Source organism: Aeromonas sp. R3-1, assembly GCF_040908345.1.
Taxonomy (GTDB): Bacteria; Pseudomonadota; Gammaproteobacteria; order Enterobacterales; family Aeromonadaceae; genus Aeromonas; species Aeromonas veronii.
In genome coordinates this window covers 1-18,975 of record NZ_JBFODN010000061.1, presented here as the reverse complement: position 1 = coordinate 18,975, position 18,975 = coordinate 1, and the positions used below count along the sequence as shown (strand labels likewise).

Genomic DNA, 18,975 nt, shown 5'->3' with positions numbered 1-18,975 from the left:
GGGGCTGAGGCCGCCACGACTATGATGGCCCCCCTGCGCCAGCTGATGGTGGCGGGGGACGAGGAGGGCTTTCGTCTCGCGGGCCGTGCCTGGCAGCTCGCCACTTTCCGCCGAACCCACCGTTTCTGCGGCGAGTGCGGCGCCCCCATGACCCCGAAGGCGGGGGAGTGGGCGCAAGTGTGCCACCACGGCCATACAGTCTATCCGCGCATCTCCCCCTGCATTATCGTAGCGGTACGCAAGGGGCCGGAGATCCTGCTGGCAGCCCATCGCCGTCACTATCAGGCGGACGATCCCATGTATACCGTGCTGGCCGGCTTCGTGGAGGCGGGAGAGAACCTTGAGCAGTGCGTGGCACGGGAGGTGTTCGAGGAGAGCGGCATCCGGGTGCGCAATGTGCGCTATGTGGCGAGCCAGCCCTGGCCCTTCCCCCACAGCCTGATGATGGGCTTTACCGCCGACTACGAGAGCGGCGAGATCAAGGTGCAGGATGACGAACTGGTGGCCGCCGCTTTCTTTGCCGCCGACCGGCTGCCGCGTTTGCCGCCCCACGGCACCATTGCCAGGCGGCTGATCGAGTTGTCACTGGCTGGCGAGGGGTAACGAGGCGCTTATCTTTTAGCCAACCTTTTTGCACCTCTTTTTAAAAACGGGGCGCTCTGGTTTGCGCCCCTTCACATCTTTGCAACCGATCACCCATTTGCCACGTTTTGGGCAGTCCGATCCGGTGGGCAAAGTGGTATTATGGCCGCCATTTTATGCGTGATATGAATTCAGGAACTGGGATGAAAGAGCTGAAGAACGATCGATACCTGCGCGCTTTGCTGCGTCAGGATGTAGACATGACGCCGGTATGGATGATGCGCCAGGCTGGCCGTTATCTGCCGGAATACAAGGCGACTCGCGCCCAGGCGGGGGATTTCATGTCCCTGTGCCGCAACGCCGAGCTGGCCTGTGAAGTCACCCTGCAGCCGCTGCGCCGCTACCCGCTCGATGCCGCCATCCTCTTCTCCGACATTCTCACCGTGCCCGATGCCATGGGGCTGGGTCTCTACTTCGAGCAGGGTGAAGGCCCGCGCTTCGAGCGTCCGATCACCTCCATGGCCGATGTGCAGGCGCTGCCCATTCCGGATCCGGAAGATGAGCTGGGCTACGTGATGAACGCAGTGCGCACCATCCGCCGTGAGCTGAAGGGCGAAGTGCCGCTCATCGGCTTCTCCGGCAGCCCCTGGACCCTGGCTACCTACATGGTGGAGGGGGGCAGCTCCAAGGCGTTCACCAAGATCAAGCAGATGATGTACGCAGAGCCGCAAACCCTGCACCTGCTGCTCGACAAGTTGGCCGACAGCGTGATTGCTTACCTCAACGCCCAGATCAAGGCGGGTGCGCAGGCGGTCATGGTGTTCGACACCTGGGGCGGCGTGCTCACCCCTCGCGATTACCGCGATTTCTCCCTGCAGTACATGCACAAGATTGTCGATGGCCTGATCCGCGAGCACGACGGTCGCCGCGTGCCGGTCACCCTGTTCACCAAGAACGGCGGTCAGTGGCTGGAGCAGATCGCCGCAACCGGTTGCGATGCGCTGGGTCTGGACTGGACCACCGACATTGCCGACGCCAAGCGCCGGGTCGGCGACAAGGTGGCGCTGCAGGGCAACATGGACCCCTCCATGCTCTACGCCACTCCGGCTCGCATCCGTGAAGAGGTCGCCTCCATTCTGGCCGGTTTCGGTCAGGGCAACGGCCACGTCTTCAACCTGGGTCACGGCATCCATCAGGATGTGAACCCGGAGCACGCTGGCGTGTTCGTCAACGCGGTGCACGAGCTCTCTGCCCAGTATCACGGCCGCTAAGGTCGGGTGAGAGAAGGATTGTGTGATTGAAATTCGGGGCCGTTAGGCCCCGTTTTACATTAAAAAATGGCGCTGCGACGACGAGAGCGTGGCGCCAGTGCGGGAGGCAAGATGAGCAGCAAGTCACTGGATTGGGGTATCGATCTTGGCGGTACCAAGTGCGAATGCGTGGTGCTGGATGGCGACGAGGTGCTGCTGCGCCACCGCATCCCCACCGAGCGGGCTGGCGGTTATGACCATATGATCGGCCAGATCGCCAAGCTGGTAGCTGAGTGCGCCGAGAAGATTGGTCAGCGGCCGGCCGTCATCGGCATGGGCACGCCGGGGGCGCGGGATCCGCAGACCGGCCTGATGAAGAACTGCAATACCACCGAGCTCAACGGCAAGCCGTTCAAGGAGGATCTGGAGCGCAAACTGGGCGTGCCGGTGCTGATCGCCAACGACGCCAACTGCTTCGCGCTGGCAGAAACCCATCTCGGTGCAGTGCGCCAGCACCATCCCGATGCGAAAGTGGTATTCGGCATCATCATGGGCACCGGGGTCGGCTCCGGCATCGTCATCAACGGCCAGATCCTCAACGGCCACCATGGCATCGCCGGCGAGTGGGGCCACAACGTGCTCTCTCCCGATGGTCCCGAGTGCTACTGCGGCAAGCGCGGCTGCGTCGAGACCCTGATCAGCGGCCCGGCGCTGGAAGCCTGGTATGAGGCCAAGGCCAAGCGCCGCCTCTCGCTCGCCCAAATCGCGGCCGCCACGGCTCACGATCATGTGGCCAAGCTCACCATCGACCGGCTGCACCTGCTGTTTGGTCAGGCGCTGGCCAATGTGGTCAATATTCTCGACCCGGATGTGATCGTCATCGGTGGTGGGGTGGGCAATGTGCAGAGCCTTTACAGCGCAGGGCGGCAGACAATTTTGCCCTTCCTCTTTAATCCCCGCTTCAGAGCCCCCATTATTGCTCCTGCCCTTGGCGACAGTGCCGGGGTATTCGGGGCCGCACTGCTGGCCCGCGGTGAATTCAAGGAGGCCCTGCTGTCGTAGCCGGGGCTCTAGGGGCGGCCGGTGCGTCGCCCTGTTGCTGGTTCAAGGAAACGGATTCTCGATGATCAAGATTGCCATCAATGGTTACGGGCGGATCGGTCGCAACGTGTTGCGAGCCCTCTATGAAAGCGGGCGCGACAAGACCATCAAGATCGTCGCCATCAACGAGCTGGCGGCCCCCGAGGCCATGGTGCACCTGACCCGTTACGATACCAGTCACGGTCGCTTCCACCATCCGGTGCAACTGGCGGGCAACAGCATGCTGGTGGGGGAGGATCTCATCTCCCTGTTTGCCGAGCGGTATCCGTCAAAGCTGCCGTGGCGGGCGCTGGGGGTGGACGTGGTGCTCGATTGTACCGGGGTATTCGGCTCGCGGGCCGATGCCGAGCTGCATCTGGCGGCGGGGGCGGGCAAGGTGCTCTTCTCCCACCCGGCGGATGCCGATGTGGATGCCACCGTGGTCTACGGGGTCAACCATCATACCCTCACCGGAGCGGAGCGGATCGTCTCCAACGCCTCCTGTACCACCAACTGCGTGGTGCCGGTGATTGAAACATTGCATCGAGAATTCGAGATAAATTGTGGTACTATTACGACAATTCATTCGGCCATGCATGATCAGCAAGTCATCGATGCCTACCACAGTGACTTGCGCCGAACCCGCGCTGCCAGTCAGTCCATCATTCCGGTGGACACCAAGCTGGCAAAGGGGCTGGAGCGTATCCTGCCCCACTTCGCCGGCAAGTTCGAGGCGATCGCGGTGCGGGTGCCGACCATCAATGTAACAGCGATGGATCTCAGTATTACTGTTCGTAAAAAAGTGACAGTTACTGACGTAAATCAAGCCCTGCAACGGGCATCCAGAGGTACATTACACGGTATTCTGGATTACACGGAAGAACCGCTGGTCTCCGTAGACTTCAATCATGATGCACACTCCTGCATCATTGATGGTACCCAGACCCGGGTGAGCGATGCCAACCTCGTCAAGATGTTGATGTGGTGCGATAACGAATGGGGCTTCGCGAACCGGATGCTGGATACCACCCGGGCCATGATGGCCGCAGGCTGAGCCTGCCCCGGGCGAAAGGTTACTGTTTTTAACATTACCTGGAAAATATAGAGGACTGAATATGTCTGTTATCAAGATGACTGACCTGGATCTGGCGGGTAAACGCGTTCTGATCCGTGCTGACCTGAACGTACCGGTAAAAGACGGCAAGGTCACCTCCGATGCACGTATCGTTGCGACTCTGCCGACCATCAAGCTGGCTCTGGAAAAGGGCGCCAAGCTGATGATCACCTCCCACCTGGGTCGTCCGACCGAGGGTGAATACAACGAAGAATTCTCCCTGGCTCCGGTTGTCAACTATCTGAAAGACGCTCTGTCCTGCCCGGTTCGCCTGGCCAAGGATTACCTGGATGGCGTAGAAGTCGCTGCCGGTGAGCTGGTTGTGCTGGAAAACTGCCGCTTCAACAAAGGCGAGAAGAAGAACACCGAAGAGCTGGCCAAAAAATACGCCGCCCTGTGTGATGTCTTTGTAATGGATGCGTTCGGTACTGCTCACCGCGCCGAAGGTTCCACCTACGGTGTTGCTCAGTTCGCACCTGTTGCTTGTGCCGGTCCGCTGCTGGCGGGTGAACTGGAAGCCCTGGGCAAAGCCATGCTGAAGCCCGAGCGCCCGATGGTTGCCATCGTTGGCGGCTCCAAGGTCTCCACCAAGCTGACCGTACTGGAATCCCTCTCCAAAATCGCTGACCAGCTGGTTGTCGGTGGTGGCATCGCCAACACCTTCATCGCTGCTGCCGGTCACAACGTCGGCAAGTCCCTGTGCGAGCACGACCTGATCGACACCGCCAAGAAACTGGCTGCCGAGACCAACATTCCTGTGACCACCGACGTGGTTGTAGGTGCCGAGTTCTCCGAGTCCACTCCGGCCACCATCAAGTCCGTCTCTGACGTGACCGACGGCGACATGATCTTCGACATCGGCCCGGATTCTGCCAAGGCCCTGGCTGACATCATCATGAACGCCAAGACCATCCTGTGGAACGGCCCGGTTGGTGTATTCGAGTTTGACCAGTTCGCCGAAGGCACCAAGGTGATCGCTGAAGCCATCGCTGCTTCTCCGGCCTTCTCCATCGCTGGCGGTGGTGACACCCTGGCTGCCATCGACAAGTTCGGCATCGCTGACAAAGTCTCCTACATCTCCACTGGCGGCGGCGCCTTCCTGGAGTTCGTAGAAGGCAAGGTACTGCCGGCTGTTGCGATTCTGGAACAGCGCGCCAAAGCCTAATTGACCCGGAACGGGGGGCAAAAGCCTCCCGTTTCGTTTATCATGTGCCCGCTGTGCCGGTTCATGATGAACCCCCCATTTTTTATTAACGGCATACGAGACAGGACGATTAAACATGTCTAAGAAAATTTTCGACTTCGTAAAACCCGGCGTGATCACTGGTGATGACGTTCAGAAAGTGTTCGCCATCGCTAAAGAGAACGGCTTTGCTCTGCCGGCCGTAAACTGCGTTGGTACCGACTCCGTGAACGCCGTACTGGAAGCTGCCGCCAAGGTTAAAGCGCCGGTTATCGTTCAGTTCTCCAACGGTGGTGCCGTGTTCACCGCCGGTAAGGGTCTGAAGCTGGAAGGTCAGAAAGCTGCCATCCTGGGTGCCATCTCTGGTGCCAAGCACGTTCACGCTGTTGCCGAAGCTTACGGCGTGCCGGTAATCCTGCACACCGACCACGCTGCCAAGAAGCTGCTGCCGTGGATCGACGGTCTGCTGGAAGCGGGCGAGAAGCACTTTGCTGAAACCGGCAAGCCGCTGTTCTCCTCCCACATGCTGGATCTGTCCGAAGAGTCTCTGGAAGAGAACATCGACATCTGCTGCGAGTACCTGACCCGCATGGCCAAGATGAACATGACTCTGGAGCTGGAACTGGGTTGCACCGGTGGCGAAGAAGACGGCGTCGACAACAGCCACATGGATCAGTCCGCTCTGTACACCCAGCCGGAAGATGTTGCTTACGCTTACGAGCGTCTGTCCAAGATCAGCCCGCGTTTCACCATCGCTGCCTCCTTCGGCAACGTACACGGTGTATACAAGCCGGGTAACGTCAAGCTGACCCCGTCCATTCTGGACGCTTCCCAGAAGTACGTTTCCGAGAAGTTTGGCGTTCCAGCCAAGTCTCTGGACTTCGTATTCCACGGTGGTTCAGGTTCCACTCTGGAAGAGATCCGCGAGTCCATCTCCTACGGCGTAGTGAAGATGAACATCGACACCGACACCCAGTGGGCAACCTGGGAAGGTCTGCTGAACTTCTACAAGAAGAACGAAGCTTACCTGCAAGGCCAGCTGGGCAACCCGGAAGGCGCCGACAAGCCGAACAAGAAGTACTACGATCCGCGCGTATGGCTGCGTGAAGGTCAGACTTCCATGATCGCTCGTCTGGAGAAAGCATTCTCCGACCTGAACGCCATCGACGTACTGTAATTCGTTACAGCACCTTGATTGCATGAAAAGGCGCCCTTCGGGGCGCCTTTTGCATTTCTGTGATCCGCACCGGTTGGTGAGTGGAGGAGGAACTGGGTATTATCGAAACAACTTTGCTTATTTTATTAAACAATTTGCAACCAAGGCAGGATGCTGAGTATGCAGGCAGGAAAGCACAACGGATATCAGGAGCACGTCGCCTCCTACTACGCGGCCACCCGCAACGACCCGCAACAGTGGCCCGAGCTGGAGGGGGAGCACAAGGCTGACGTCTGCATCATCGGCGGCGGCTTTACCGGTCTCAATACCGCCATCAATCTGGCGGATGCCGGGTACAAGGTCGCCTTGCTGGAGGCCAACCGTATCGGCTGGGGCGCCTCCGGGCGCAACGGCGGCCAGCTTATTCGCGGTATCGGTCACGATACCAGCCAGTTCGCCCGCTGGATTGGTGAGGAAGGGGTGCGCGAACTCGACCTGATGGGGCTGGAGGCGGTGCAGCTGGTGCGCGAGCGGGTTGAGCGTTTCAATATCGACTGCGACCTCACCTGGGGTTACTGCGATCTGGCCACCCGTCAGCGCCATCTGGCCGGCTTCGAAGAGGAGCTCGACCATCTGGCGAGTCTGGGGTATGAGCACGAGTTGAAGCTGGTGCCGCGAGAAGATATCCATAGCGTGGTGGGGTCTGATCGCTATATCGGCGGCCTTATCGACATGGGCTCCGGCCACCTGCATCCTCTCAATCTGGCGCTGGGCGAGGCGCGCGCCGCTGCCAGCCTCGGGGTTTCCCTGTTTGAACACTCCCGGGTGACCCATATCGATTACGGCAAGCAGGTCGAGGTGACCACGGCTCATGGGCGGGTCACCGCCGATTATCTGGTGATCGGCTGCAACGCCTATCTCAACGACCTCAATCCGGAGCTGGGAGGGCGGGTGCTACCGGCCGGCTCCTATATCCTCGCCACCGAAGTGCTGGATCGCCGCTTGCGCCAGCGCTTGCTGCCGCAAAACATGGCGGTGTGCGATCAGAACGTGGCGCTAGACTACTACCGCCTCTCCGCCGATGGTCGCCTGCTGTTTGGCGGGGCCTGCAACTATTCGGGGCGAGATCCGAAGGATATCAAGGCCTTTATGTTGCCCAAGCTGCTGCGAGTCTTCCCCGAGCTGGCTGGCACTGCCATCGAGTTTCAGTGGGGGGGCATGATCGGGATCGGCGCCAACCGGCTGCCGCAGATTGGCCGCTTGAAGGAATACCCAAACGTGCTATACGCCCAGGCCTATTCGGGTCACGGTCTCAACGCTACCCATATGGCGGGCAAGCTGGTGGCCGAGGCGATCCGCGGCGAGAGCCGGGGTTTCGATCTCTTTGCCAGCGTGCCCCATATCACCTTCCCCGGCGGCCCGGCGCTGCGCTCCCCGCTGCTGGCACTGGGAATGTTGTGGCACCGGATGAAGGATATCTTCTGACCCCCATTGTCAGCCTGTGCAGTGATGGCTGAACTAAGCCCCCTTGCCAGCCCTTGTTTATAGCGGGTTAGCACTATCGTTCCGCCCGATAGACCAAAAGATGCATTCGCGCCAATCTCGTCCGGTTGGCGCTATCTTTTAGGTGTGAGAGCGGTTATCTGCCAAGGGGACGAGGGTGTGTCTGCTTGCCGGAATACTTGCCGAGAAAGAGCTGAGGACGGGGAGAGGAGGGCCAAGATGGAGATAAATGTGGTCGCGTCAGGCGGGCTCAGCCCGCTGGCGCAACGGCAGGGTTCTCCCGCTGTGCAGGCACAAGAGAGGGCTGCAACTTCACCATCAACGGGCAGTGACAGCCTGGTGCGCGACCTTGGCGCTGTGCTGGACGAGCTGGTGCTAGGGGCGGATGGCGGCGGGAGCAGTGCTTCAATCAGGGATTCGCTGGAGGCGTTCATCAACACCATGATGGGCTCCCTGCAACAGCAGCAGGAGCAACAGTTGGCATTGCAGCAACAACAGCGGCAAGAGCAGGAACAGCGCAAACTCGCCATCGCCGACAGCAGCGAAAACCCGCTCAAGCGGGATCTGGAGCGCCTGCTGGAGACGCTGGATCAGCAGGGCGGACAGGAAAAAGAGAGCGAGCAAGGGGCCGAAAGCGAAGCGGTGAACCCCTTGCAGAACCAGCTGGCCAAGCTGCTGGAGAGCATTGGCGCGGCAGAGAGCGGGGTCACCCTCAAGGAGGTGCTCTCAGGGTTGGCCAGCAAGTTGCCGAGCGAAACCGCCGAGCGAAAAGGGTATCGGGTCGATACCCAGGTTTGAGCTGGTTGGCAACGGCAGTCCAGTCGTTGCAGAGCATAAGGGGCGGAAAGCGCTTTATTGGGCCGGTTCCGCCAGCCGCCAGCCCTGTTCGTCCTTCATCATCCACACCTCGGCCTCTTGCGGCAGCACCTGGCCCGCCTCGAACTCGCCATATTTGCGCTCGAGCTCCATCAGCCCCATCTCCTGCTGGAAGGGGCCAACCCGGTCGTAGACCAGATCCTCGTCGTGCAACACCTGCAACTGATCGAGCCCCTGCTTGAAGTGGAGCTGGTAACTCACCTTGACCAGATAGACCCCCTCCATCCGCTCCTCCTTGCCGAGGATGGTGAAGTCGCTGATATCGAACAGGTTGGCGTCTGTCTCGGCCAGTAGCCTGGCGGTGACCTGCTGGCGGATATCCTCTTCACCGGGCCCTGCACTGCAGCCATAAAGCCAGAGGGCTAGCAGGGGGATGAACCACTTTTTCATCAAAACTCCGGACAAGTGCAAAACGAGAGGGGCGATTGTGCCACGCGAATGCGCGGCGGCAAACCTCGGCTCACGGTTCCAGTGAACGTTCCAGCACGATGGCCTCGGCCCGATAACCAGCCAGCTCGCGGCGATAGCACTCGGTGAAGCCTCTGCGCAGCCAGAAGGATAGAGCACTCTCATTGCTGGCAATCACTGACAGGCGAAGCCGGGTAGCCCCCCATGAGCTTGCCAGCGTGCAGGCGTGAAGATAGAGCGACTGACCACGGCCACTCCCTTGCCAGGGTTCCCCCACCAGTAACAGACCCAGATAGGCGGTGTCTGGATTGGGGTAGCCGCGCAGCAGATCAATGACAGCGGTGAGTTCTCCCTGCTCCCAGCGGCCGATGAGATGTTTGTCGGAGAGAGGCAGGCCGGATGGGCAGGCGACAAGTTCCTTTTCTCCTGCCTGTGCAGAGAGAGGGTCATTGCTCACCGCCGCCTGATAGGAGGTGGCCTGCTCGAACAGCCGCTGCAAGGCAGGTGCATCGCTTGTCTGCAGCCGACGCAACTCAGTGTGCATCACTTACCATCTCGAGATGTTTGGCAAAGGGGATAGGCCCCATAAAACCGGTGACCCGCTGCCCTGTCAGCTCCTTGCCCTCGCGGTCGAAGAAGATCAGGGTCGGCAGCCCCAGCACATTGAGGCCGTTGAGCAGCTCGATATCGGCATCGTCGTTGGCGGTAACATCCGCCTGCAGCAGCACCATCTGGCCGAAGCGCTCGCGCACGGTTGGGTCACTGAAGGTCTTGTGCTCGAACTCTTTGCAGGCGACGCACCAGTCCGCGTAGAGGTCGAGCAGCACCGGCTTGCCGCGGGCGGCGGCCAGCTGCACCTTGAGATCATCCAGCGTCTTGACGCGGATAAACTGCGGCGCCGTTTGACTGGCATCCGCCGTGGCGGCAGCAGGACCGGCCGGTTGCAGCAGATCCTTGCCCACAACCACGGCGCTGATCATCGCCAGCAACAGCACGAAGCCGCGCACGCTTTTGGCCACCGAGTGGGGCTGATGCTGGTTGTGGTGATAAAGGTAGCCGCACAGCAGCAGCCCCCAGCCAAGCCAGGCGAGAGTAGCAATCTGGTCGCTCCAGAGCCGTGACAGCAGTAGGATCGGCACCGCCAGCAGGGCAAAACCAAACAGCTGCTTGATCACATCCATCCAGGCGCCTGCTTTGGGCAGCAACTTGCCACCCGAGGTGCCGAGCAGCAGCAGCGGTAGCCCCATCCCCAGTGACAGCGCATAGAGCGCCGCCCCGCCGAGCCAGAGATCGCCGCTCTGGGCCACGTAGATCAGCGCCCCCGAGAGCGGTGCCGTGGTGCAGGGGGAGCAGACCAGCCCGGAGATCATCCCCATGATGGCGACCCCGACCACAGAGCCGCCCTGCTGGCGGTTGGAGAGGCCGGAGAGACGCGTCTGCAAACTGCTCGGCAGTTGCAGGGTGTAGAGCCCGAACATGGAGAGGGCCAGCAGCACGAACATCACCGAGAGGCCGATCAGCACATAGGGGTGTTGCAGCGCCGCCTGGAATTTCAGGCCCGCCGAGGCCACTATCAGCCCCAGCAGGGTGTAGGTGACCGCCATCCCCTGCACATAGACAAAGGAGAGCAGGAAGGCGCGACCGGTAGAGAGGCGATGGCCAGCACCGGCGATGATGCCGGTCAGAATGGGATACATGGGGAAGACGCAGGGGGTGAAGGCGAGCCCCAGCCCCAGCGCGAAGAAGGCGACGATGCTGAGCCAAAAACCCTGATTGCCGAGGGCGGCGGCGAGCTGATCCTGCTGGCTAACCGGTGCGACGCTTTGTGCCGTTTCAGCAGTAGATGCTGTGGTTGCCGTAACCAGCGGGGCCACATCGATCAGCTTGTCGGTCGGCGGGTAGCAGAGGCCGTCGGTACAGCCCTGATAGCGCACCCGCAGGGTGGCATTTTCCCCCACCTCCTTTAGCGGCACCGCGATGCTCACCTGCTGGTAGTAGACCCGGGTCTTGCCGAAGAAGTCATCCTCGTGCTCGGTGCCTTCCGGCGGGGTCGGCTCGCTGAAGGTGAGGTTGTTCCCCTTGAAGCGTAGGCTGTGGCGATAGAGGTAGTAATCGTCGGCGATGTGGAGGGTCAGCAGCAGCTGATCGCCACGCTGTTCGCTCTCGATCTGAAAGGCCTCATCGACCTGCAAAAATTTGGGTTTGGCGTTGGCTTCAATGCCCAGCGAGCTGAGCAGATCGGCTCCGCTGGCGTGGGCAGGGGAGCTGCCCACCGCTGTCGTCAACAGGGCACAGAGCAGCAACAGGGGAGAGAGCAAGCGGGTGAACGTCATGCGGTCTCCCCATTGAGCCAGTCGAGATAGGCGGGTAGTCCGGCACTCACCGGCAGAGCCAGCAGCTCGGGCACTTCATAGGGGTGATTGGCCTGAATACATGCCTGCAGCTCGGCAAAGCGCGACTGGCGGGATTTGATGATGAGCTGGATCTCGGTGGCGCGCTCCACCTTGCCTTGCCAACGATAGACGGAGGTAATGCCCGGCAGTTGATTGATGCAGGCGGCCAACTGCTGGTTCAGCAGCTGTTCGCAGAGAAGGTCGGCACTGGTTTGATCTGGGCAGGTGCAGAGCACCACAATGGCGTCGGTCATAAAGCGGATCTTCACCTCGTTGGGGTAAACCGGGCAGGCGCCCTTGCCGTCTCATCCCTTTCTGCGGATGAAGGTGAAAAAAGCGCCTGAAAATCAGCGGCTACTATACCCCAGAGCCGCTTCAAATAGCATCTGTAGCCATTTGTGAGCCAGCGCCAAAAATTTGTGGGGGGCATGAGATAGACGCTGTCATGGGGACAGGGCAGAATGAGCGGGCTTGTTCCCAATTGACGTAAGGAAATGTATGACCCAACAGAATGAGCAGCAGAGAAACCGCATGTTGAGCCTGCTGCGCGAAGGTGAGCGCCGCATGTTGGTTCAATTGGCCGGGCTGCTGCGCACGACCGCCGATGAAATCAATGCCGAGCTGGAGAAAGAGGAGCTGATGGCCACCCTGGAGCAGCCCATTACAGTGGAGTATCTCAACGGCGTGGTGCAGCACCATCTGTTCGAGCGCAAACACAAGGGAGATATGGCGGTTGCCCAGCAGATCCTGAGCGATTATCAGAGCGAGCTGGAAGCGCTGCAGGCTGCCCAGGCACAGCCTGAAGAGGCTGCCGCTGCCGACGAAAGCGGCGAAGAGCTCAAGGCCCAGGCTTGAGCAACGGACAGGCCTGAATCCTTACCTCTGAATCAGCCGGCCTGCCAGCACTGATCCCTCTTGCGGCCCCATCATGTCTGCCATGATGGGGCCGTGTCGTTTCTTCTGTTGCCTTCCCTTGTTGACCTTCACTTCTCGGTTTCAATCCAACTGATTCGTGCCTTAGCGCGCCTCTTGGGGCATGCCGTGCGGCACTTCGCGGGGTATGGGGAACACCTTGTCATAGCCCCAGTTGTAGACGAAGGCATAGATCAGATAGAAGACGACGAAGCCCAGATCCAGCACCAGCGCCTCCAGCAGGCTGACGCTCAGCCACCAGGACATGACCGGCAGCGCGACGATCAGCAGACCGCCCTCAAAGCCGAAGGTATGCAGCACCCGTTGCCACAGGGTTTTGTGGGTATGGCCCTGATATTTGAGCAGCAGCTTGTCGACCCCGATGTTGTAGATGTAGTTCCAGACGGTGGCCAGCACCGAGAAGAACAGTGCCAGCGGGCCCATATGGTTGAGCCCTACCCCGGTAACCCAGCTGGCCAGCGGGGCGGCAATCAGCAGGCCAATAAATTCAAAGCCAATGGCATGGCGCAGGCGATCGTTACGGGTACGCATAAGTCACTCTCTCAATCAGGTTCATTCACGAATTGCAGGTTAATCTATAGAACTTTAGCGATAGATTCATGTTGGTATCCATCGCTAAAATAGATGGATGAGAGGGCTTGCCGGAGGGCCATAAGATGACGCCATCACTGGAACAACTGAGGATCTTGCTGGCGGCCGCCGAAACCGGCTCGTTTTCCGCTGCCGCCCGTAAGCTGGGCAAGGCGCAGTCGGTGGTGAGCAGCGCCATCGCCAATTTGGAGATCGATCTGGCGCTCACCCTGTTTGATCGCAGCGGCCGCTATCCGCAGCTGACGGAGGCGGGGGCCCGCATGGTGCAGGAGGCGGGGATCCTGCTGGCGCAGAGTGAACGGTTGCAATCCATTGCAGGGGCGCTGGCGGCCGGGGTGGAGACGCGGCTCACTCTGGCCATCGATGATGACTCCCACCTCCCCTGGCTCGGCACCCTGCTGGAGGAGTTCGCCACTCGCTACCCGACCGTGGAGCTGGAGCTGCTCTTCCCGCTGATGGAGGATGTGACCGAGATGCTGGTGACCGGTCGGGCCCAGCTCGGCATCAGTTATCAGAAGGTGCATCCCCAGCGGGAGATTGTCGCCCATTCGCTGGGGGAGGTGACCATGCCGCTGGTGGTGTCACCGGATCATCCGCTGGCCCGCAAGCAGCCGCTGCGGGAGGTCGATCTGCAGGGGGCACGTCAGCTGATGGTCACCGGCCGACGGGAAGGGAGCGAGCGCCAGCGTTTTCGCATCTCGGCTCAGGTGTGGTGGGTCGAGGGGGATCTCGGGGTGCTGGAGCTGGTCAAGCGGGGCCTTGGCTGGTCCGCCATCCCGGAATTTCTGCTGCATCAGCCGTTGGCTCGCGGCGAAGTGGTGGTGCTGGAGCCGGACTTTATCGCCAGCCACGCGCTGGCGCTGGAGTTGCAGTGGCATCGCGCCCGCCCGCTGGGGCAGGCGGGGCGCTGGCTGAAGGAGGCACTGCTGGCGCGGGTGCCTCGCTAGCCGACCTTACTCGGTCAGGGCGTAAGGCAGGGGCTGCAGGGTGAGGCGGGAGCCTTCGTCCTGCTTGAGGCGGAATTGGGCGTCAGCCTCGGTATCTTTCGGCAGTACGGCGGTGAGCCACACCTGTCCGGCCTGTTGCCAAGCGTTGAGCACCATGCCGCTGCGGCGCCAGTTGTCACCCAGTTGCAGCTCCAGGGTATCGCCGCTGGCGACCGGCTCGCCGGTAGTCCCCGCCAGCAGGAACAGGGCGCGGTTGTTGGCGCCGCGATACTTGGCGCGGGCCACCGTCTCTTGCCCCATGTAGCAGCCCTTGTTGAAGCTGATGCCGTCCAGTGCCTGCAGGTTGAGCATCTGCGGGATGAACTCCCCCTGATGCACCGCTTCCATGTGTGGCAGGCCCGCCTTGATCTCGAGCCCCCACCAGAGTGATTCGTCACCTTGCGGCAGGGCGTCGGCTTGCTGATTGCTCACCAGCAGCCAGCGATCCTGCTCAATCTTCACCGCCATGCCGCCATCGATAAGACCGCTCTGCAGAAGGCCGAACTGGGCAGTGATCCAGCCATCGCTGCCCGTACCGGCGATCCCGGTGGCGTGGCGTTCGTCTGCGGCGATCTCGACCTTGGAGAAGACGGCAAATTTCTTCAGCTCCGGCAGTTGGCGCTCAAGTACCGAAGGGCTGGTCAGTAGCAGCAGACTGTCGTCGAGGCAGAGCAGGCGGAAATTGCTCCACAGCTTGCCCTTGGGATCACAGTGGCCGCCCGGGGTCTGTTGCCCCGGTTGCAGGGCGTTGACATCACAGGTGACCTGACCTTGCAGATATTTGGCGCGATCCTGGCCGCTGATACGGGTGATGGCCAGCTTGGTCAGGGGGAAGCGGGTCGGCTCGGCAGGAAAAACAGGTGGTTGCAGGCTCACGATGGTATTCCAGAGAGAAAGTATGTGAGCTGCATGGTAAAGACGTAACTAATGTTTGTCAGCCGGAAAATCCAGCTGGTACCATCCCCCGGTCTTTGTAAGGAGAGTGCCATGTTGAGCCCAGTTGAAAAATCCCGCCTGAAGTGGGCCTGCCGTCGCGGTATGCTCGAGCTGGATGTGATCTTTATGCCCTTTTTCGAACACGAGTTCGACTCCCTGAGCGAAGCCGATCAGCAGACCTTTATCCGCCTGCTGGCGAGCGACGATCCGGATCTGTTCAAATGGTGCATGGGTCATGGTGTACCTGCCGATCCCGCATTTGCCGCCATGATCCCGATGATCCTGGAGCGCAATCAGGCGCGCCACGACCGCCAGGGGTAATACCGTGGAGCGGGTGATCATGACGGTTCACCCCTCCCGCCATCAGCAATATTTGCTGGTGGCCCTCTTTCTGTTGCTGCTTTGGCCGGTGGCTGGCCTGATTGCCGGTTGGCAGTGGGCGCTGTTGCTGCCCGTCTGGCTGGTGGCGCTCTGGCTGAGCTGGCGCTCCCTCGCCGCGCCCCCGTTCGAGCTTGTCTGGGATGGTCAGTGGTTGCAGTGGCAAGGTCGTCGCTATCAGCTCGACAAGAAAAGCCGCATTCTGCCCGGCGCGCTCAGGCTGACGCTTTGTCCCGAGCAGCAAGAGAGTGGAGCTGTGTCGCCACGGCAACTGTGGATCTTCTCAGACGCCCTTCCCCCCGCACATTACCGCCTGCTGGCGCGAGCCATCCACTTTCTGCCGTCTAGGCGCTAACGCAGTTTTCCCGTGATGACCATGCGCTGATTTATCGCGATAAGCCGCTGCAATGTGGCTGGCGGCGCTCTTTTTGTGGCTGAAAAGCGGTTGAAAACAAGTGACCCCGCCGGGGCGGGGTCACTGATTGCTGCAACGCTTGGCGGGAAGGGGGATTAATCCCGCTCCGGGGTCAGCACGGTCGGTTTGGAGTCCGGCAGCATATCCGGATAATCCAGGTTGTAGTGCAGGCCGCGCGACTCCTTGCGCTGCAGGGCACAGTTGACGATAAGCTCGGCCACCTGCAGCAGGTTGCGCAGCTCCAGCAGGTTGTTGGAGACGCGGAAGTTGGCGTAGTACTCCTGCACCTCCTGTTTGAGCAGGTCGATGCGGCGCTTGGCGCGGGCCAGGCGTTTGTTGGTACGCACTATCCCCACGTAGTCCCACATCATCAACCGCAGTTCGTGCCAGTTGTGCTGGATCACCACCAGTTCGTCGGAATCTTCCACCTTGCTCTCGTCCCACACCGGCAGGCGCGGCGGCTCCACGCTCATCGGCAGCTTGGCCAGAATGTCGGCCCCCGCCTGATGGGCATAGACCACGCATTCCAGCAGGGAGTTGGAGGCCATGCGGTTGGCGCCGTGCAGACCGGTGTAGGTCACTTCGCCGATGGCATAGAGGCCGGGGATATCGGTCTGGCCGTTGTTGTCGATCATCACGCCGCCACAGGTGTAGTGGGCGGCCGGCACGATGGGCATCGGCTCCTTGGTGATGTCGATGCCGACCGCGAGGCAGCGCTCATAAATGGTCGGGAAGTGCTTGATGATGAAATCGGCCGGTTTGTGGCTGATGTCCAGATACATGCAATCCGCCCCGAGTCGCTTCATCTCGTGGTCGATGGCGCGGGCGACGATATCCCGCGGTGCCAGCTCGGCCCGCTCGTCAAACTCCGGCATAAAGCGGCTGCCGTCCGGGCGGCGCAGATAGGCCCCCTCGCCACGCAGCGCTTCGGTCAGTAGAAAGTTGGGGTCGTCCGGGTGGAACAGGCTGGTGGGGTGGAACTGGTTGAACTCCAGGTTCGCCACCCGGCAACCGGCCCGCCATGCCATGGCGATACCATCGCCAGAGCTCACATCCGGGTTGGAGGTGTACTGGTAGACCTTGGAGGCACCACCGGTGGCCAGTGCCACGAAACGGGCGCGGATCACCTCGACCTGCTCGGCGTTGCGGTTCCAGACGTAGGCCCCCAGCACCTTGTTGCCTGGCAGGTTGAGCTTGCGGGTGGTGATGAGGTCGACCGCGTTGAAGCGCTCCATCAGCTGGATATTGGGGTGAGCGCGCACCTGATCGATCAGGGTGAGTTGCACCGCTTTGCCGGTGGCATCCGCCGCGTGGAAGATGCGGCGATGGCTGTGGCCCCCTTCCCGGGTGAGGTGGTACTGGGATTCACCGTCGGCGTTCTCCTCCTGATCGAAGGGGACCCCTTGCTGAATGAGCCACTGGATGGACTCGCGGGCGTGGCGAGCGGTGAACTCCACCACTGCCGGGTCACACAACCCGGCGCCCGCGTTGAGCGTGTCGCTCACGTGGGATTCGATGCTGTCGGTTTCGTCGAAAACGGCAGCGATGCCTCCTTGCGCATAGAAAGTGGCCCCTTCACTGATGGGCCCCTTGCTCAGAACCAGGACTTTGGCGTGGTCTGCCAATCGCAACGCGAGGGACAAACCAGCGGCACCGCTGCCAATGATCAGTACATCGCAAAGGTATTCAACACTTGCTTTCATAAGTATCATTGGCCTGGATTAAGAACTGGCACCATGGTAGCCCAAGCGAGGGCGAGGATGCAGCCTGCATCACATTTTTTTCAATTGAAGCGAACTTTCTCTGATTCTCCCTGTCTGAACTTGTGCGCTTAGGAAGGGCCGGAAAAGAAAAACGATAACCTGATGGGGGTTTTACGGCTCTGATGAGCGACCAGAATCTACTGGACGAACAGCTGGTTGAACGGGTCCAGCGCGGCGATAAAGCAGCTTTCAACCTGTTGGTAAAAAAATACCAGCATAAGGTGGTCAACCTGGTTGCCAGGTATGTCAACAATCCCGGTGATGTGCCCGATGTGGCGCAAGAGGCCTTTATAAAAGCCTACCGTGCATTGCCGACATTCCGTGGCGAAAGTGCTTTTTACACCTGGTTGTACCGAATTGCCGTGAACACGGCGAAGAATTATCTCACCTCCCAGGGGCGCAGGCCGCCCAGCAGTGATGTGGAGGCTGACGAAGCGGAGTCTTATGGTGGTGAAGCCTTGCAAGAGGTCTCAACCCCCGAAAACCTGGCGCTGACTGACGAGATCAAACGCACCGTGTTTTCAGCCATAGAGGCATTGCCGGAAGACCTGAGGACAGCTATCACCCTCCGCGAACTGGAAGGGCTGAGCTACGAAGAGATTGCCGAAATCATGGATTGCCCAGTGGGTACGGTCAGATCCCGTATCTTCCGGGCGAGGGAAGCAATCGATAAAAAGCTGCAACCTCTGATCGAGAATTAACTGGGGAAAGACGGGTTAACTTATGGCAAATAAAGAGCAAATCTCTGCCCTGATGGATGGTGACCTGAGTGACGCAGAGGTACTGAACGAGCTGGAGATGGACTCCGACTTGCAAGATACCTGGGGTCGTTACCACCTGATCGGCGATGCCATGCGGGGTGACCTGCCGGTCAATCTGCAACTGGATCTCAGTGACAGCATCATGGCTGCGCTGGAGGATGAGCCCACCATACTGGCACCCAAGCCGGTCGAGACGGCTCCCGTGCTGCAACCTGCCGTTGCGCCGGTCAAGACTGATTCCAATGTGGTTCCGTTGTTCCACCGTGTCGGTCAGCAACTGGGTCAATACGCCATTGCGGCATCCGTGGCCGCTGCCGTGATCTTCGGGGTGCAGCAGTATCAGGGACAGGATGGCGTTCCGGCCAATCCGGTTCTCAATACCATTCCAATCGGTGGCAGTGCTGCACCTGTGAGTGTTCACTATCCGCAACAGGACGGTGCCCGCGCCCGTCAGCAGGGGCTGACCGAACAGCAGATGCAGGAGCAGCGGGAGCGGATTAACGCCTTCTTGCGTGACCACCAGTTGCAGCAGCGCCTGTTGCAAGACAGACAGATCCAACAATAACGAATTGTCAGGGATACAAACGTGCGCCAGTCCAGCCGTATTTTGCTGGCCTCTCTCCTGCTGATTAGTGCCAAGGCCTCGGCCGACGATAAGTCGGCCGAG

21 protein-coding genes are annotated in these 18,975 nt (G+C 60.4%); 14 read left to right on the top strand and 7 right to left on the bottom strand.

The features are described from left to right. The 8 genes from nudC to AB5Y85_RS03545 all read left to right on the top strand — a co-directional run. Window positions 1-603 (top strand): NAD(+) diphosphatase (gene nudC / locus AB5Y85_RS03580; protein ID WP_368221203.1); only part of this gene is annotated, 603 nt, incomplete at its 5' end. Window positions 604-785: 182 nt separating this feature from the next. Next, on the top strand, window positions 786-1,853 hold the full coding sequence (gene hemE / locus AB5Y85_RS03575) for a uroporphyrinogen decarboxylase (RefSeq protein WP_058053227.1): 1,068 nt from the start codon (window positions 786-788) through the stop codon (window positions 1,851-1,853). Between the two features lie 111 nt (window positions 1,854-1,964). Then, window positions 1,965-2,894 (top strand): ROK family protein, encoded by a 930-nt coding sequence (locus AB5Y85_RS03570; RefSeq protein ID WP_257687804.1) that lies wholly within the window; start codon window positions 1,965-1,967, stop codon window positions 2,892-2,894. Between the two features lie 61 nt (window positions 2,895-2,955). After that, window positions 2,956-3,966, top strand: a complete 1,011-nt coding sequence (epd, locus tag AB5Y85_RS03565) for an erythrose-4-phosphate dehydrogenase (RefSeq protein ID WP_257687803.1) — start codon at window positions 2,956-2,958, stop codon at window positions 3,964-3,966. 61 nt (window positions 3,967-4,027) lie between these two features. Further along, complete coding sequence (locus tag AB5Y85_RS03560; protein WP_005335436.1) at window positions 4,028-5,191, top strand: phosphoglycerate kinase; 1,164 nt, start codon at window positions 4,028-4,030, stop codon at window positions 5,189-5,191. Between the two features lie 115 nt (window positions 5,192-5,306). Beyond that, the gene (fbaA, locus tag AB5Y85_RS03555; RefSeq protein WP_005340963.1) at window positions 5,307-6,386 is read left to right on the top strand and encodes a class II fructose-bisphosphate aldolase; all 1,080 of its coding nucleotides are present in this window, start codon (window positions 5,307-5,309) and stop codon (window positions 6,384-6,386) included. A 159-nt stretch (window positions 6,387-6,545) separates the two neighbouring features. Next, window positions 6,546-7,850 carry an FAD-binding oxidoreductase gene (locus tag AB5Y85_RS03550; RefSeq protein WP_257687802.1) on the top strand — a complete coding sequence of 435 codons (1,305 nt, stop codon included), beginning with the start codon at window positions 6,546-6,548 and terminating at the stop codon, window positions 7,848-7,850. Between the two features lie 237 nt (window positions 7,851-8,087). Continuing rightward, window positions 8,088-8,666, top strand: a complete 579-nt coding sequence (locus AB5Y85_RS03545; RefSeq protein ID WP_257687801.1) for a hypothetical protein — start codon at window positions 8,088-8,090, stop codon at window positions 8,664-8,666. Window positions 8,667-8,720: 54 nt separating this feature from the next. On the opposite strand, the gene AB5Y85_RS03540 is transcribed toward AB5Y85_RS03545, so the two are convergent. From AB5Y85_RS03540 to cutA, 4 genes are all read right to left on the bottom strand, one after another. Continuing rightward, complete coding sequence (locus tag AB5Y85_RS03540; RefSeq protein WP_257687800.1) at window positions 8,721-9,134, bottom strand: hypothetical protein; 414 nt, start codon at window positions 9,132-9,134, stop codon at window positions 8,721-8,723. Window positions 9,135-9,204: 70 nt separating this feature from the next. Further along, entirely contained in the window at window positions 9,205-9,696 is a 492-nt protein-coding gene (locus tag AB5Y85_RS03535) for a GNAT family N-acetyltransferase (RefSeq protein ID WP_368221202.1), read from the bottom strand. Beyond that, window positions 9,686-11,485 (bottom strand): protein-disulfide reductase DsbD, encoded by a 1,800-nt coding sequence (locus AB5Y85_RS03530; RefSeq protein WP_257687798.1) that lies wholly within the window; start codon window positions 11,483-11,485, stop codon window positions 9,686-9,688. The genes AB5Y85_RS03535 and AB5Y85_RS03530 overlap by 11 nt, the downstream gene beginning before the upstream one ends. Next, complete coding sequence (gene cutA, locus AB5Y85_RS03525; protein WP_120415501.1) at window positions 11,482-11,799, bottom strand: divalent-cation tolerance protein CutA; 318 nt, start codon at window positions 11,797-11,799, stop codon at window positions 11,482-11,484. Before cutA ends, AB5Y85_RS03530 begins: the two co-directional genes overlap by 4 nt. Before the next feature lie 244 nt (window positions 11,800-12,043). Here cutA and AB5Y85_RS03520 point away from each other — a divergent pair, with 244 nt between their 5' ends. Continuing rightward, a complete protein-coding gene (locus AB5Y85_RS03520; RefSeq protein WP_005362699.1) occupies window positions 12,044-12,400 on the top strand; it encodes a hypothetical protein in 357 nt (118 codons plus the stop codon). Between the two features lie 162 nt (window positions 12,401-12,562). Here AB5Y85_RS03520 and AB5Y85_RS03515 read toward each other — a convergent pair whose 3' ends face one another. Next, window positions 12,563-13,009, bottom strand: coding sequence for a PACE efflux transporter (locus tag AB5Y85_RS03515; RefSeq protein ID WP_047436069.1), 447 nt, complete (start codon window positions 13,007-13,009; stop codon window positions 12,563-12,565). 125 nt (window positions 13,010-13,134) lie between these two features. Here AB5Y85_RS03515 and AB5Y85_RS03510 point away from each other — a divergent pair, with 125 nt between their 5' ends. Then, a complete protein-coding gene (locus AB5Y85_RS03510) occupies window positions 13,135-14,016 on the top strand; it encodes a LysR family transcriptional regulator (RefSeq protein WP_257687797.1) in 882 nt (293 codons plus the stop codon). 6 nt (window positions 14,017-14,022) lie between these two features. Here the strand turns inward: AB5Y85_RS03510 and ygfZ are convergent, their stop codons facing one another. Next, window positions 14,023-14,931 carry a tRNA-modifying protein YgfZ gene (gene ygfZ, locus AB5Y85_RS03505; protein WP_257687796.1) on the bottom strand — a complete coding sequence of 303 codons (909 nt, stop codon included), beginning with the start codon at window positions 14,929-14,931 and terminating at the stop codon, window positions 14,023-14,025. A 111-nt stretch (window positions 14,932-15,042) separates the two neighbouring features. Here ygfZ and AB5Y85_RS03500 point away from each other — a divergent pair, with 111 nt between their 5' ends. Both AB5Y85_RS03500 and AB5Y85_RS03495 read left to right on the top strand, forming a co-directional pair. Next, on the top strand, window positions 15,043-15,312 hold the full coding sequence (locus AB5Y85_RS03500; protein ID WP_005335417.1) for a succinate dehydrogenase assembly factor 2: 270 nt from the start codon (window positions 15,043-15,045) through the stop codon (window positions 15,310-15,312). 19 nt (window positions 15,313-15,331) lie between these two features. Then, window positions 15,332-15,724, top strand: coding sequence for a protein YgfX (locus AB5Y85_RS03495; protein WP_257687795.1), 393 nt, complete (start codon window positions 15,332-15,334; stop codon window positions 15,722-15,724). 155 nt (window positions 15,725-15,879) lie between these two features. Here the strand turns inward: AB5Y85_RS03495 and nadB are convergent, their stop codons facing one another. Beyond that, window positions 15,880-17,487: an L-aspartate oxidase gene (gene nadB, locus AB5Y85_RS03490; RefSeq protein WP_005354382.1), complete on the bottom strand. Its 1,608-nt coding sequence runs from the start codon at window positions 17,485-17,487 to the stop codon at window positions 15,880-15,882. Between the two features lie 182 nt (window positions 17,488-17,669). Between nadB and rpoE the strand changes: the two genes are divergently transcribed. Then, window positions 17,670-18,248, top strand: a complete 579-nt coding sequence (rpoE, locus tag AB5Y85_RS03485) for an RNA polymerase sigma factor RpoE (RefSeq protein ID WP_257687794.1) — start codon at window positions 17,670-17,672, stop codon at window positions 18,246-18,248. 22 nt (window positions 18,249-18,270) lie between these two features. After that, on the top strand, window positions 18,271-18,873 hold the full coding sequence (locus tag AB5Y85_RS03480) for an RseA family anti-sigma factor (RefSeq protein WP_139459702.1): 603 nt from the start codon (window positions 18,271-18,273) through the stop codon (window positions 18,871-18,873). Window positions 18,874-18,975: the final 102 nt, after the last annotated feature.